Annotated in this window: 14 protein-coding genes and 1 pseudogene; 2 read left to right on the plus strand and 13 right to left on the minus strand. The window is 47.4% G+C overall.

Annotated features, from left to right (window positions below):
* Positions 1 to 165: 165 nt before the first annotated feature.
* Both HMPREF3027_RS03170 and HMPREF3027_RS03175 read left to right on the plus strand, forming a co-directional pair.
* Positions 166 to 981 (plus strand): hypothetical protein, encoded by an 816-nt coding sequence (locus tag HMPREF3027_RS03170; protein WP_070706984.1) that lies wholly within the window; start codon positions 166 to 168, stop codon positions 979 to 981.
* Complete coding sequence (locus HMPREF3027_RS03175) at positions 978 to 2,342, plus strand: mechanosensitive ion channel family protein (protein ID WP_070706986.1); 1,365 nt, start codon at positions 978 to 980, stop codon at positions 2,340 to 2,342. The genes HMPREF3027_RS03170 and HMPREF3027_RS03175 overlap by 4 nt, the downstream gene beginning before the upstream one ends.
* A gap of 118 nt (positions 2,343 to 2,460) precedes the next feature.
* Here the strand turns inward: HMPREF3027_RS03175 and dnaJ are convergent, their stop codons facing one another.
* The 13 genes and pseudogenes from dnaJ to pyk form a co-directional block, all read right to left on the minus strand.
* A complete protein-coding gene (gene dnaJ, locus HMPREF3027_RS03180) occupies positions 2,461 to 3,621 on the minus strand; it encodes a molecular chaperone DnaJ (RefSeq protein WP_070706988.1) in 1,161 nt (386 codons plus the stop codon).
* 21 nt (positions 3,622 to 3,642) lie between these two features.
* A complete protein-coding gene (locus HMPREF3027_RS03185) occupies positions 3,643 to 4,200 on the minus strand; it encodes a nucleotide exchange factor GrpE (RefSeq protein WP_070706990.1) in 558 nt (185 codons plus the stop codon).
* Between the two features lie 65 nt (positions 4,201 to 4,265).
* Positions 4,266 to 5,381, minus strand: a complete 1,116-nt coding sequence (locus HMPREF3027_RS03190) for an ABC transporter permease (protein ID WP_070706991.1) — start codon at positions 5,379 to 5,381, stop codon at positions 4,266 to 4,268.
* 4 nt (positions 5,382 to 5,385) lie between these two features.
* Positions 5,386 to 6,510 (minus strand): ABC transporter permease, encoded by a 1,125-nt coding sequence (locus tag HMPREF3027_RS03195; protein ID WP_070706994.1) that lies wholly within the window; start codon positions 6,508 to 6,510, stop codon positions 5,386 to 5,388.
* Positions 6,507 to 7,241, minus strand: a pseudogene (locus tag HMPREF3027_RS03200) (ABC transporter ATP-binding protein); the annotation flags it as partial. The pseudogene HMPREF3027_RS03200 and the gene HMPREF3027_RS03195, both read right to left, overlap by 4 nt.
* Positions 7,242 to 7,273: 32 nt before the next feature.
* Positions 7,274 to 8,215 (minus strand): ABC transporter ATP-binding protein, encoded by a 942-nt coding sequence (locus HMPREF3027_RS03205; RefSeq protein WP_070706997.1) that lies wholly within the window; start codon positions 8,213 to 8,215, stop codon positions 7,274 to 7,276.
* Between the two features lie 9 nt (positions 8,216 to 8,224).
* The gene (locus HMPREF3027_RS03210) at positions 8,225 to 9,145 is read right to left on the minus strand and encodes an HlyD family secretion protein (protein WP_246830515.1); all 921 of its coding nucleotides are present in this window, start codon (positions 9,143 to 9,145) and stop codon (positions 8,225 to 8,227) included.
* Positions 9,142 to 10,440, minus strand: a complete 1,299-nt coding sequence (locus HMPREF3027_RS03215) for a TolC family protein (RefSeq protein WP_070707000.1) — start codon at positions 10,438 to 10,440, stop codon at positions 9,142 to 9,144. The genes HMPREF3027_RS03210 and HMPREF3027_RS03215 overlap by 4 nt, the downstream gene beginning before the upstream one ends.
* A gap of 3 nt (positions 10,441 to 10,443) precedes the next feature.
* Positions 10,444 to 11,226 carry a formate/nitrite transporter family protein gene (locus HMPREF3027_RS03220; protein WP_018028172.1) on the minus strand — a complete coding sequence of 261 codons (783 nt, stop codon included), beginning with the start codon at positions 11,224 to 11,226 and terminating at the stop codon, positions 10,444 to 10,446.
* A 416-nt stretch (positions 11,227 to 11,642) separates the two neighbouring features.
* Positions 11,643 to 12,815 carry an FtsX-like permease family protein gene (locus HMPREF3027_RS03225; RefSeq protein ID WP_070707002.1) on the minus strand — a complete coding sequence of 391 codons (1,173 nt, stop codon included), beginning with the start codon at positions 12,813 to 12,815 and terminating at the stop codon, positions 11,643 to 11,645.
* Positions 12,816 to 12,870: 55 nt separating this feature from the next.
* The gene (gene rbfA, locus HMPREF3027_RS03230) at positions 12,871 to 13,227 is read right to left on the minus strand and encodes a 30S ribosome-binding factor RbfA (RefSeq protein WP_018028170.1); all 357 of its coding nucleotides are present in this window, start codon (positions 13,225 to 13,227) and stop codon (positions 12,871 to 12,873) included.
* A gap of 15 nt (positions 13,228 to 13,242) precedes the next feature.
* The gene (locus HMPREF3027_RS03235; protein WP_070707003.1) at positions 13,243 to 13,890 is read right to left on the minus strand and encodes an O-methyltransferase; all 648 of its coding nucleotides are present in this window, start codon (positions 13,888 to 13,890) and stop codon (positions 13,243 to 13,245) included.
* Positions 13,887 to 15,341, minus strand: coding sequence for a pyruvate kinase (gene pyk, locus HMPREF3027_RS03240; RefSeq protein ID WP_070707006.1), 1,455 nt, complete (start codon positions 15,339 to 15,341; stop codon positions 13,887 to 13,889). Before pyk ends, HMPREF3027_RS03235 begins: the two co-directional genes overlap by 4 nt.
* Positions 15,342 to 15,345: the final 4 nt, after the last annotated feature.

Below are 15,345 nucleotides of genomic sequence, written 5' to 3' on the forward strand. Positions count from 1 at the left end.
ATCCTCTACAACTTGTAAATGATCATTCGTGCAACTGACGCTTCTAAGTCTCTTTCTAATACGTAACCCTGAGGTATTTATTGTTCTGTGAAATGCAATTACTATTAATTTTGTATATTTGCTATACGTAATTGAGAATGACTTATATATAGGTAAATAATAATTATGGGCAAGATAAATGTAGCAAAACTACTAGGCGTAGGGGCGGGTGTCGCTCTAGGGACCTACTTGGCCCGACAGTATCTCCGTAAATACCAAGCTTTGAAGGGCAATTACTCCCCTCTTATTGATCAGGTACTTGTGATTACTGACGGGATGAAGTCGGAGCGGTGGCTCTTTGACTGGGATGATGAGGAACGATGCAAAATAGCTACTCAACAGTCACTAGATAAGTATGGAGCTATCTTTTCGGAGAATCACCTAACTTTTGAATTCTTGGAGGATTATGAGGAGGTCTGTCGCTATCTTAATGATAATGAGTATCCAGAGGAGATCGTCTCGATCTTCCTTAATAGCTATGATGTGGTAACCTCTATAGTACGACGCTCTAAGAATGGTAAGGAGGAGCGATGGGATGCTACTATCAATGGAGCTGAGCTGTCGCAGCTTACCTCGGGAGATGCTGCTACTAAGATGTATTGGAGTGAGGGCAACCTTGAGGGGATCTCCTATGGTGGGGAAACACGTGAAAAGATGACCTATTATAGAGATAAGGAGAACTACCTATTCCCTGATATCAACCTCTTTGTGAAGGGGTTTGGTGAGGAGATGATGTGTAACTATGTAATGGGAACTAGAAGCCGACACTTCCTCCGTACAATGTCGGTATCTGGGCCAAACTATCATAGGCAGTCACATATCTCCTATCTGCTGGATAGCTTTGACCGGCCTATCCAAATGCTGATAGAGGATACTATTTTGAAAGATGATATTACTACCAATAGCAGTAGAGAATTTGAAATAAGATATAAGAAGTTATGACCGAAACAACTGAAACGATGCTGACGCACCCAGAAACAATTGATGAGGCGATAGTAGAGAAACTATATCCGATGAATGATGTGCGGGTGCTACTAGATAAGATTGTGAATGCCATTAATCCAGGGTTGGAGGATGGTACCTTTATGCACGACCTCCTAAGCCTAGGGATTGTCCTTGGTTTTGTAGTCCTGCTGTGGTTCTTACTTCGTTTGCTTTTTGTTCGTACCCTTCCCAGATTGATGGAGCGCGTTTCTTTCCTCAAAGGGGAGCGCACTATTAATACCAAGATTATTCAGAAGCTGATATCGATTGTCTCCATCTCTATCCTTTCTAGTTTGCTAGTAGTGGTGTGGCAGGAGCCTTCTGTATGGTACAATATTCTGAAGGCTCTCTGTAGTGTAGCAGTGACTTGGATGGTGGCTCAGCTGATAGCCCAGCTTTTGGACGCGGGTCGTCGCAGCATGATTCAGTCACCAAAGTATGGCAATAGTCCCTTTATTAACCTCTTTCAGGTCTTTAAGGGCATCGTCTACTTTATCGCTATATTGCTGATCATCTCAGTGCTCTTTAAGATTGATATGACGGCTATTGGTGCTGGTCTTACTGCTCTTTCTGCTGTACTGATGTTGGTCTTCAAGGATACCATCCTAGGCTTTGTGGCAAGTATTCAGCTCTCTAGCAATGATATGATTCGTGTGGGAGACTGGATCACGGTGCCTAAGTTTGGGGTAGATGGCGATGTAATAGACATTTCACTAGCTACGATCAAGGTGCGAAACTTTGATATGACGGTCTCCACCGTACCACCCTATAGTATGCTTACTGAGGCAGTGCAAAATTGGCGACCTATGCAGGAGGCTGGCGGTAGGCGTGTGAAGCGTTCTATCTATGTAGATATGCAGAGCATCAAGTATGCGAGTGACCGACTTATAGAAAAGCTACGTACTTCACCACTGCTTAACGACTATATTGAAACGGCGTTGGCTGAGATTACAGCAGATAATAAAGCTAAGGGACTTGAAAACTCGTATGATCGTCGTTCGCTCACTAATGTGGGTCTTTACCGTAGATACATTGAGCTTTATCTGAAGAATCATGCTAATGTGCATAAGACATTCACCTGTATGGTGCGTCAGCAGCAACCTACGGCCCAAGGATTGCCTTTGGAGCTTTACTTCTTTACCAACACTACTGCGTGGGTAGAGTATGAGGGTATCCAAAGTGATATCTTTGACCACCTTCTAGCAGTGATAAATGTCTTTGAGCTCTCGGTATTCCAGGAGATCAATGGACGCAATGTCTCTGCCTTGCTTGAAAATACTACGGGTACTCCTAAGGAGATGACTAAGGGAAGTAACTAATCACTCCTATAATAATAAAGCAGTCCGCCTAGCATTGCTGGGCGGACTGCTTTGCTTGTATGATATGTCCTTCCTATAAAGAAATGGGGGTGCCTCAGTTGAGGCACCCCCATTTGCATTACATTTCGTATCTGGCTCGTTGCTGCTCTATCAGCTTGCGCTTATCGGCTTCGGATGGCTCAAAGTGCTTGCTTTGACTGAGTCGCTCTATCAGTTGCTTATCCTTCGCATCTAATTTGTCTGGGATAAAGATGTGTACGACGATCAGCTGATCGCCCTTGCCGGCCCCTCTCACACTTGGTAGTCCCTTATTCCTCAGTCGCAATATCTTGCCCGACTGTGTTCCTGGCTCAATGGTTACCTTAACCTTGCCATCAAGGGTGGGTACGACCACTTTATCGCCTAGCAGTGCGGTGGTAACAGGAATGAGTAGGTTGTAGACCACATCATTGCCATTGCGGATAAACTCTGCATCGCTGATCTCTTCAAACTGCACCAGTAGGTCGCCATTAGGTCCGCCATTAGGTCCGGCATTTCCTTTGCCACGAAGGGTCATCTGCATACCCGAGGCGACACCGGCTGGTACATTGATCTCAATCAGTTCCTCGCCTTGCTCTATCCCAGTGCCCGAGCAGTGGGTACACTTATTCTTAATCACTTGACCTGTACCATTACAGGTGGTACAAGTGGACTGGGTTTGCATGCGCCCAAATATGCTATCTTGCGTACGAATAACACGGCCCGAACCGTGACAGGTAGGGCAAGTCTCCTTGCTACTTCCTGCCTCTGCACCTGAGCCGTGACAGTGGCTACAAGCTACGTTTTTCTTTACCTTGATCTTCTTAGTGGTGCCGTTGAGTACCTCCTGAAGCGTCACATGGATACGAACACGAAGGTCGCTACCATAATTGACTGTGCTTCCTCCGCCTCCTCCAAAGCCACTGAAGCCTCCAAAGCCACCGAAGCCGCCCATACCTCCGAAGAGGTCACCAAACTGGCTGAAGATATCCTCCATGGACATACCACCAGCACCTCCAAATCCAGCGTTGCCATCTACTCCTGCATGTCCATACTGGTCGTAGCGAGCTCGCTTATCGGGATTGCTAAGGACGTCATACGCCTCTGCTGCCTCCTTAAACTTCTCCTCAGCCTCTTTATCACCAGGATTTCGGTCAGGGTGGTATTTAAGTGCAGTCTTGCGGTACGCCTTTTTTATTTCATCGTCCGAGGCACCTTTACTGACACCAAGGACCTCGTAGTAGTCTCTTTTTTCTGCCATTATTGTCTTGCTCCTCTGCTATTAATTGCCTACCACCACTTTGGGGTGACGAATTACCTTGTCATTGAGGGTGTAGCCAGTCTGTACACAATCAATCACCTTGCCCTTTTTATCTGCCTCCTCGGTAGGCACCATAGCGACTGCTTCGTGCTGGTCGGCATCAAAGTCCTTGCCGATCACCTCCATGGCATTGACCCCCTGTGCCTTGAGGGCGGAGACAAACTTATTTTGTATGATCTCTACTCCCTCCACTAAGCCTTCTACCGACTCCGCCTGCTTCATATTCTTAATGGCTAGTTCGATATCATCCATAATATCTAGGAAGCCCCCCACTATCTTCTCACCGCCATATTTGATGAGGTCGCTCTTCTCCTTCAGTGTACGTTTGCGGTAGTTTTCGTACTCCGCACGCAATCTTAGGTAGTCGTCTTGAAGCGTCTCTAGCTCGCTCTTCAGTGCCTCTACCTCATCTACTTCTGTTGGCTGCTCCTCTTGAGTTGTTTCCATGTTCTCGGAGGTCTCAACCTGCTCCTCATCGAGGAGTTGCTCCTCTCTCTCTATATCCTTATCTTTCTTCATATCTTCTTATTTGATTTATGTTTCTATCCTATTACTAGCAATAACCTTGCCAATCGACCCAATTGTCAGTCGGCTCGTTTCTTGTGCGTCACTACTGCAATAACCCCAAATACCACTAGGAATACGAGTAGAGCCAACAAGTCGGGGACTATCTCTAGGAAACCAGATCCACGTAGGTAGACCATTCGGGTGAGGCGATTGAAGTAGGTGAGGGGGTTGGCGTAGGCGATCACCTTTGCCCAAGCTGGCATGACATCAACAGGGGAGAAAAGTCCGCTCATTAGGAAAAATATGAGGATGAAGAAGAGGGTGAGGAACATTGATTGCTGCAATGTCTCAGAAAAGTTGGAGAGAATTACCCCCATAAACGAAAGAGCGATAGCAAAGATCAATACGCAAAATAGGTAGAGAAGTATGTTCCCTTGGAATGCTAGCCCATAGACCCCATAGATAACCGGAATGCTGATGAGGACAGAGATGATTGCCAATATCCAAAACGGTATAATCTTGGAGAGGATAAGGGTGGAGCGACGGATAGGGGTCACATTGAGTTGCTGGAGTGTCCCTTTTTCCTTCTCTTGTACAATGCTCATAGCTGGGAATATACTGCAGTACATGGTGAGCATAATGACCAGCAAGGCAGGTAGCATAAAGTACTTGTAATTGAGTGTACTATTGTACCGATAGGTTGGGAGTACGGCTATTGGTTCGATCTCTTCTTGCGAAAGCCCAAGCTCCTCCATCCGTAATTGCTTCGAATAATGTTGTACCAATCGGAGTAAGTAGCTCTGTGCTAGTCCCGCTTGAGTGCCATCCACCGCATTGAGGAGCAACTGAATCGAAGGCTCTTCTTGTAGCTGTAGCTTTTCGCTAAAATCTTTGGAAAAGACCATCACTTCCTTTGCTTTCCCTTGCTCAATATCATTCAAGGCAGATGGATAGTCGTGGTAAATACTTTGCACCTCTATGCTTTTCGTTGCCTTCAGCTTACCGATCAATCTTTGGGCATAACTGCCTGTATCGCTATTGACTATGGAAATCTTAAGTGACTTCAGCTCCTGAGTTACTGGCCACGGAAAGAAGAAGAGCACCATAATGGTGTAGAATATTAGCACCCCAACGATGACAGGGTTTCTGGAGAGTTGTTTGAACTCCTTTTCAAGTAAATAACCTAGTACCATCTTTCTACTTCAATCTTGGGCGAATACTTACAATCGCGATGGTGAGCATCAACACTGCAAAGAGGGCGAGGGCAAGAACCTCTTGCCATATTCCCATAAAGGAGAGTCCCTGTATCATCACCTTTCGTGTGGCACCGATGTAGTAGGTGGCCGGCACGAGATAGGAGATCCATCGGAGGGCGGCCGGGATATTGGCCAGGGGAAAGAGCATGCCTGTGAGTAGAATGGTGGGCATCATCATACCAAAGCCTGAGACCACCACTGCATCTCTCTGCTGGCTAACCAGACTGGAGATCGCCAACCCAATAGCAAGTGCGACGAGTACGTAGAGCATTGTAACCAAGATGATGAGCAACAACGAACCTCGGATAGGTACTCCTAGCACAAAGTAGGAGAGTATCAGGATAGAAGCAATGTTGATGAGCGACACCACAAAGTAGGGCACCGCTTTCGCTAGAACCATGGTAGTGGCGTGCACTGGAGAGACCAGTAGTAGCTCCATACTTCCTCGCTCCTTCTCGCGAGCGATGCTCACGCTAGTCATAATTGTGCAGAGCACAATCAGAACTAGTCCCATAATGCCTGGCACAAAGTTGTAGCTCGACTTCATCATCGGATTATAGAGCATTCGGCTATTGACCTCTATAGAATAGGGAAGTTGGCTACCGCCACCAATATCCTCTACCACTACACTTTGTAGCAGTGCAGAGGCATAGGATACTCGTATCTCGCCTGCATTTGGGTCGGAGGCATCCACCACCATCTGCACCTGCGTCGGCTGTTTCCGGTAGATACTTGCCTCAAAGGCGGTCGGCATCACAATGAAGAGATCCAACTTATCCTTTTGAAGTAGCTCCTCCGCCTCAGCCACCGAAAGGTGCTCCTCATAGAGGATAAAGTCGGGATGACTTCGGATCTTCGCCTCTAGCCGCTGCGTGTATCTATCTGGCTCCAAGGTGACTAATGCGGTACGGATATTGGTCACCTCCATATTGAGTGCAAAGCCAAAGAGTAGTAGCTCCACCACCGGCATAAGTAGCAGAATTAGCAATGTATAAGGGTCTCTAAAGATATGGATAAACTCCTTAGAGACAAAGGCACGGAATTGCTTAGCACCTGACGCTTTCATTCTACTCGCCTCCCCTCTCTTGCCAATTGCTTAAACACCTCATCCATATTGCGAGCCCCCGTTTTTGCCTTGAGCTCATCAGGAGTCCCCATAGCCTTAATCTCACCATCCACCATAATAGAGACCCTATCGCAGTACTCCGCTTCATCCATATAGTGCGTGGTGACGAATACTGTAATCCCTTGACCGTAGGCCGCCTCGTAGATCAGTTCCCAAAACTGTCGCCGAGTAACGGGGTCCACCCCTCCAGTAGGCTCATCGAGAAATACGATCTGAGGCTGGTGAAAGATAGCAATGGAGAAGGCCAATTTCTGCTTCCACCCAAGTGGCAGCTTCTTCACCAAGGTCTTTTGGTATTCCAGAAAGTCAAGTCGCTTCAGTAACTGAGTGGTTTTCTGCTTGATCTCGGAGTTGGGAATGCGGTAGATGCCAGCAAAGAGGCGGATATTCTCCTCTACCGTAAGATCTTCATATAGGGCAAACTTCTGGCTCATATAGCCGATATGCTTCTTGATCTCTTCGTTTTCATGCAGGATATCGCACCCAGCCACCTGTCCCTCGCCACTGGTTGGTTTGCTCAATCCACATAGGATCTTCATCGCCGTGGTCTTGCCTGCTCCATTGGCCCCAAGGAAGCCAAAGATTTCCCCCTTTCTCACCTCAAAGGAGATATGATTGACCGCCAAGAAACTACCAAACGCCTTGGTGAGCTCCTTGACCTCAATCACTATTTCATTTTGATCGCTGACTCTCATAGGCTCCCTTATTCGGTTTTGGAAAGTAGTAAAAAGGCATCCTCCAGCCCGGCTGTGACGGGGCGAACCTCCCCACTTCCAATATGTCGGGCAATATCGCTCGCATCTACTCCTGCCTCAGTAGTGATGTGAAAGACGTCGCCAAAGGCAAAGCTATTGATCGCCTTTGGAAAGCTGTTGAGCCTTGCGAGTAGCTCCAGTCGGTTCTCCCCTTTCACCTCAAAGATAGGGTAGGGGTATTGCTTGGTGAGTTGCTCAGGACGATCAATCGTGAGGAAATTCCCTTCTTGCATAAAGACCAAGCGGTCACACTGCCTTGCCTCGTCCATATAGGGAGTTGAGACCACGATGGTTACCCCTTGCTTTGAGAGTTTATGGAGCATATTCCAAAGGTCTACTCTACTGATCGGGTCAATGCCAGTAGTCGGCTCGTCCAAAAAAAGTATCTCGGGGCTGTGAATAAGGGCTGAGGAGAGTGCCAGCTTCTGCTTCATTCCTCCCGAAAGTGACTTTGCCTTGCGGTGCTTAAAAGGCTCTATCTGACTGTAGATGTCCTTTATCTGATCGTACTTCTCGGCGATAGTCGTATTAAAGATGGTGGCAAAGAAATTGAGATTTTCCTCCACCGATAGATCGGGATAAAGTGAAAAGGTGCCCGGCATATAGCCCACTACCTGTCTCAGTGCTTTGTAGTCCTTCACTACATCATACCCCACTACTCGGGCGGTACCACTCTCGGGTAGCATTAGAGAGCAGAGCAGTCGGAAAAGCGTGGTTTTGCCAGCCCCGTCAGGACCGATCACCCCAAAGATTTCCCCTCGTTCTACTTCAAAGGTCAACCCACCGGGAGCAGTTCCTACACCTACTTTGCCCCCTGTAGGAGAGGAAAATGTAAGTCGTAGTCCCTCTGCCGATATGGCTGGTGCTTTCTCACTCTGTACGCCACTCATACCACACTTTTATCGTACTACCTCTCCGTACATTCCTATCCGAAGGGTGCCATCAGAATTAGGCACACGCACCTTAATGGCATAGACTAGATTGGAGCGCTCATCATCGGTCTGTACCGTCTTGGGAGTAAATTCTGCCCGACTAGAGATCCATGTGATTGTACCTGAGTAGTTACGCTTTTCTCCATTCTCGCCATCCACCTGCACCTTTACTTCATCGCCTAGACCGAGGGTGCCCAATTGGTCATTCTGAACGTAGGCTCTTAGAAATAGCGTCTCGAGATTGCCCACTCTAAATAGTGGATGACCTTGCCCTGCCAGCTCACCACGGTGAATATAATTGGCTAGTACCGTACCGCTGATCGGTGCCGCAATCTTTGAACGCTCAATCAAATCATCCACCTGTGCCACCTGTATGTCTATGGCAGAGCTTTGGGCAGTAATCTGACTACTTTGATTAGAAAGCGTACTGCGAGCAGCCGAGAGCTGACTCTTCACGGCTGCTATACCACTATCTAGGTCATCTAGTTGCTTCTGTGTGGCCACTCCAGCTTTTAGCAGACGAGCAGTTCGGTCACGGTTGGACTGTAGTTCCTCTAGCTTTACCTCCAGAGCCTTTGTTTGCGTAGCGATATTGGGCTGATTGGCTCTTACCCCTTTGCCCGAACGTAGGAGCGCCTCACGCTGTAGATATAGTTGGGTAGTATCTACTAGCCCCACTTGCTCCCCTTGCTGAATGGTGCTTCCCTCTTCAATCTTCCACTCCAGCACTCTGCCATTCACCTCGCTAGAGACCAGCACCTCGGTTGCTTCAAAGCTCCCCGAGCCGATCACTTCGCTTTTCTGGTTGTGGCAAGCCGATAGGAAAAGTGTAGCAGTAGCCACTGCTAGCCACCCCATCCAATGATCCCATTGATTCCTTTTTATCATAGTCCTAATCTATTTTGTACACGATACTTAGCCCTTAAGAGCTGTAGTTGGTCTACCTCTAGTGTCCTTTTGGCTGCATCTAGTTTGCTCTTCTGCTCCAAATACTCCGAGGTGGCAAGTGTACCCTCCTCTTCACTCTTCTTAGTGCGATTCAGCACCCGCTCTAGGGTCTCCACTAGCAGTCTGTCGCTAGTGATCTGTGTCTCATACCTCTCTACTTCATTGTATGCTTCACTCAGTTCACGTTGGAACTCCTTTTCGAGTGATGCTCGCTCCAGCTCTACCAGACGTTGACTTTGGTGGAGCTTCTTTTTTTGTGTCGAAAGATCGTATAGTTTGCCAAAGTTCCAGCTCAGCTTCGCTCCTGCAATGTAGTAGAAGGAAGGGTCGGGGTTCATCATATTCAGACCAGGTCGACCATATCCCCCTCTAGCAAATAGAGCCAAAGTAGGCATTCCTTTAGCTAGATAGGCCTTCCAATCGGCCGATAAGCTCCTCAGCCGGCTATCCAGTAGCAGATGCTCCGCCCTATTGGGTGCCACCCGAGACCCCTTTTCAGTGGGGAGGGCGGGCAAACTTGGCAATTGTGCCACTGCTCCTTCTGAGAGCTTCAGCCCTGTATATATAGAGAGCGTTTCTAGCAGAGCCTTCCGACTTTGCTGGAGTTGGTCACTCGTTTGCTTTGCTTTGATTTGTTCTACAGTAACCAAATCTAGGTCATTTTCGCTAGCCATCCCGGTGGCCAGTAACGAAGTAACCTTATCGGCTTGGCGAGCGAGTTCCTCTATCACCACCTTCTGTAGCTCCGTCTGCTTATCCACCAATAGCAGAGCAAAGTAGAGCTCCACTACCGCATCACGTACCTTTTTAGTCCTAACTTCCGTCTCCGCTTGTTGAACCGCGGTCTCCGACTTTATCGCCTCGGTGCCAGCCTTTACTCTACCACCATCCCAAATCAGTTGCGTCACCTGAAGATAGGTATTGTACTGAAAGTGAGGTATCTTGGGCAGATCCGGAGGGGGCACCTTGATCCCCATCACCTCTGGCATCTTGATATCCAATTCCACCACATCGCTGAGATAATTAGCAGAAGCCTCTAGCGAAAGCTGAGGGACGTAAGCCAACCAAAGTGCCTTGCGTAGCTCTTCCCCAAGCTTCCCTTGGAGTTGCATCTGTTCGGTAGTAGGGTGGTGAGCAGTAGCCGCTTCTAGGCACTCCCCAAGCGTGATGCTCTGAGCCTGCAATGCTAGTGTGTTGAAAACTACTAGTACTAGCCAAATAACTCCTCTTTTCATAGCTTACTTTTTTGATCCGTAAGCATAGCTATAGACCATACCTACCAGGATAGCTCCTCCTACAATATTGCCCAATGTGGCGGGAATCAAGTTATTCCAAACCATCTCCCATACGGTCACATCGGCACCCGACATAATCCCCATAGGGATATAAAACATATTGGCAATGCTATGCTCGAAACCGAGCGTCACGAAGACCATCACAGGGAGCCAAAGCCCCACCAATCGGCCAAACATTTCATTCGAACTCATTCCCAGCCAAATAGCAAGGCATACCAACCAATTGGCACCAATCCCTTTTAGAAATATTACGTGCCAAGGCTGCGAAACTTTACTGCTAGCTATACTAGCGATGCCACTTTGCCAAGGCTCTACTTGTAGTAACCCTGTTAGATGTGCGAGAAAAAAACAAACCAATACCGCACCCACAAAGTTGGTAAGCCATGTCATCAGCCAGTTGGCAAATACGTATCTCCACGAGATAAAACCTTTACGAGCACCCGTGAAGAGGACTGCCGTATTGCCGGTGAATAACTCCCCTCCTACTAATGAAATAAGTACAAGACCAATAGGGAATGCTAATCCTTGAATGAGCCTGAAAAAACCAGGAGACCCCTCCGTAATACCTTGTGATCCATAGGCTAAATAAAAGGAAAATAAACCACCTAAAGAGATGAATGCACCACCTAGGATGCCTAGAACTGCTAGCTTAATTTGCGACCCCTGATACTTATTAAGTGCCATTTGCTCTGTATTCTTTAGCACTTCAGCGGGTGAGTTGATCATATTACGTTTGTTATATTATTACTAATTAATTACTTACTCCCTCGTACAAAGGTACCAAAAAAGAGTGGGGCAACCATATGTGGCGATTTTAGGCATAGGGGTTACGCATTTGGTTACTCTTACTATATCGCTGTACAGGTAGGTCAAAAGTTGAGATGCAACTAAGCAATCGGCGAGTTGCAACTAAGCATTTGCCGAGTTGCATCTCACCGATTGCTTAGTTGCATCTCGGTTAACGCTTATATATAGTTTTGAATTTGAGTGAGTTATGAGGGTCGTATTTTGCTCTTTTTTTAAGCGGTTTTTTCAAACTCTGAAAAGGTGAGTCCCCGATGGTAAAAAAAAGGTGCCTTCGCACCTCTAATACATAACCCCGTACTTTGGATAGGAGTTGCAAGTAACGTAATATGCAGAGCCTACCCTCGTTTATTCCAGCGGAAGAGCCAGAAAGCAATGAGACTACTCAGTATGCCAATCACCAGGATCACTAGTGAGACAAGCAGTAAGTCGAGTGGTCGGTAGTCTACAGGATAGGCCTCAATAAGGAACATTGAGGTATCTCCTCCTCCTAGCTTCGCAAAGCCAAACTGCTGCTGGAGCCATACCAATACTGATCCTACCACCAAACCAATTACCAAGCCCGTTGCTGAGAGTAGCCACCCTTCAATCAAAGGAATCAAATTGATCATCCTATCCCTTGCTCCGAGAAACATCAGCGTGCGAGCATCTTCTCGCTTTTCAATAATCAGCATACCAAGCGTACTGATCACACTAAAGAGGGAGAGCAATAGCACAAATAGGAGTAGTACAAAGGAAAACCACTTCTCTATCTGTAGGATTTTATAGACATCGGGGTGTTGCTGGTAGCGGTCGAGGAGCTCAAAGCCCTCCGGTACCTCAATCGGTGCTGAGAGGGCTAGATATCCCACCTCATCTCCATCGTACTGTAGGAGTCTCCGCACCTCATCTAGTCGTACAAAGACTACCTCCGTATCCTCTGCTTGATCAGTGCTAAAAACTCCTGTTATATGGTAGCTACCGCTCTGAAAGCTTCTAAGAGGGTTGACGGTAGAGATACGCCCTAGTCGCTTTGGCAGCATCACCTCCAGTGGTGAGACATATCCTGCTCCAGCCCCTAATGGCATCGCCACCCCTAGGCCTAAGATAGCTGTAGGTACCTCAGTAGTCCCAAGGTCAAAGTCTCCAGAAAAAAGATACTCTTGCAATGGCACTATCTCCGAGTAGCCATCACCCAATCCTACCAACTTGATAGCGGTGCTATTATCCTCAAACCGTGCTACCGCCTCCGTTTCGAGCACCCCAACTCCTTCACTAATTCCATAGGCAGAGGGCGAAAAAGGTTGCCCATCATTTCGCTGTAACTTATATTTGGGCGATAAGCTAGAGAGCTGTGAGGTGGTGAAGAGCTCAAAGCCATTGAATACAGAGAGTACCACCACCATAGCAGTAGTGACTAGAGAGATCCCTAGCACTGCTATGATAGATAGGATATTGACTGCGTGGGTACTCTTTGGCGAAAAAAAGTAACGCCACGCAATCCTAAATGCATTGGTGAAGTGGTACGACATATAGCCTGAACGGTTGGTAGAAAGCTTTCTAAAAGAGGAAGTAGCTCCAAGCGGATTACTCCTTAGTTGGTTGGTCGGTTAGCCCTAGTAGTTCATCAATTCGCTGAGCGTAGGCCTCACTATTATCTATCTCAAAGATAAGCTCTGGGATATGCCTTAGTTGCGATGCCATCCGATTGCCTAGGTCATAACGAACCGTCGAAGCATTCTCTTTAATCCACTTCATCATCTCCTCCGCCCTTTCATCGGGGAAGATGCTGAGGTACACTCGAGCACTACTTAGGTCAGGTGAGAGCCGTACCTCCGTTACCGATATCATGATCCCTTTGGTTTTACGAGTCTCCTCCTGAAATAGTATTCCTAGTTGGCGTTGTATCTCTCGTGCTACTTTTTTAGTTCTTAGTTGATCCATAGTTATCTCCTTTTATTAGTTAATCATGATCATTGTGAGCCCATCTCGCATCGGGAGGATCACTTTCGATACCCTCTGATCTTCGGCCACAAGTTGGTTAAATCTACGTATTCCCACAGTTTGTGGATCGTGAAAATTATCGTGCCATACTTTTTCGCCCCAAAGCGTGTTATCGGCCAATATGAGGGCGCCCTTGGGGAGGCGAGAGGCGAGTAATTGGTAGTACTCAGGGTATTGAGCCTTATTGGCATCGAGGTAGACTAGCTGGTACTCCTCTAGCGGTAGCTCGCTGATGATCTCAAGAGCATCACCCATTAGTAGCTCCACTCGATCCTCTACGCCCGCTTGCTGGAGGTGGTCTAGGATACGACTACGCAATTCGTCATTCAGCTCTATCGTGGTGAGCTTTGCCCCCTTCGGCAAAGCCGTGGCGAGGGCAATGGTAGCATAACCGACAAAAGTGCCTATCTCTAGTACCTTTGAGGGCTTCATCAGCTCTACAATCATCTGGAGAAACAAGCCCTGAATATGCCCAGACACCATGCGGGGATGGGTGAGCGTGAGGTGAGCTTCTCTACTGATTTTGGCCAATAGATCTGGCTCTGGTGAGGAGTGGGTGGCGATGTACTCCTCCCTTGCTAGCTCCTCTAATCGCCGATTCATTTCTTTTGCTCTTCCTCGCTATAGAAGTCAAGTAGGTCACTTACTCTATTAAATTCAAGGCTGGTAGTGCCCACCTCATTGCTTAGGGTACCTCCAATATAGGCGATGAGGTCATCTGTCTTCAGCAGGCCACGCTCCAAAAGCGTCTTTACCGCCTTGACATAATATTGGCGCCTATTGTATCCCTCATGACTCAGGTAGATAGGATAGACACCGAAAGAGAGATTGAGCTGACGGGTAATGTATTGATCCTTACAAATAGCATAGATCGGAGCCTCTCCTCGGTAGGCACTTAGGTTGCGTGCACATCTTCCCGAAGCCACATCGGTGATGATCGCTTTCACTCCAAGCCGGAGGGTGGACTTCACGGTGTACTTTGCTAGGTAGCTAGTAACCCCTAGAATGTCATTTTCGCCCTTGCGAAGCTTAATGCCGCCCCGATAGCTAAGATGCTTCTCCGCCTCTACGATGATACGCTTCATCGTCTTAACTGCATCCACAGGGTATTTACCATTGGTGGTTTCCCCACTCAGCATCACCGCATCAGTATTCATCAAGATAGCACTAGAGACATCCGATACCTCTGCACGGGTAGGGCGAGGATTGTGGATCATGCTGTGGAGCATCTGTGTGGCAATGATTACTGGCTTCTTCTTCAGGATACAGCGGTGTACAATATCATTTTGGATGGCTGGAATCTTCTCAAAGTCTATTTCAATGCCAAGGTCGCCTCGAGCGATCAAAATACCATAGCTGGCATCAATGATCTCATCAATATTATCTACTCCCTCTTGATTTTCAATCTTAGAGATAATCTTGATCGCCTCGCCACCATTTTCATCTAGGATACGGCGTACCTCATCCACATCTTTATGGCTACGTACAAAGGAGTGAGCGATAAACGCAAGCCCTCTCTCTATCGCATAGAGGATGAATTGATGGTCTCGGTCACTCACTGCAGGTAGATTGATATGGACATCAGGCACATTGACACTCTTGCGAGAGCCTAAGACGCCATCATTCTCTATCACACAGTAAAGCTTCTCTGCGTCCTTGTCCAATACCTTAAGACCCACTTCACCATCATCAATAAGGATGCGAGCCCCTACAGGTACATCGTGTACAAAGTTCTTGTAATTCACATAGATACACGCTTCGGTGGAGGTTCCCTCAGGGTCGGCCGCTATGGTGATCTTATTTCCGGCTACGAGGTTAGCTTGATGCTCAAATTTTGTGGTGCGTACCTCTGCCCCCTTGGTATCAATCATAATTGGCACCTGGGGGTCTACGCTACGGACGTTGTCAATTATCCGATCAAACCCCTCCTTATCAATATGTGCCGAGTTGAGTCGAACGACATTAACACCGGCATCAAATAACCTTTTAAGAAACTCTGTGTCACATCTTTGGTCAGAAATTGTGGCAACTATTTTTGTCCTTTTATTGTCCATAATC

Origin of the sequence: Porphyromonas sp. HMSC077F02 (genome assembly GCF_001815465.1) — a bacterium.
GTDB classification, from domain to species: Bacteria; Bacteroidota; Bacteroidia; order Bacteroidales; family Porphyromonadaceae; genus Porphyromonas_A; species Porphyromonas_A somerae.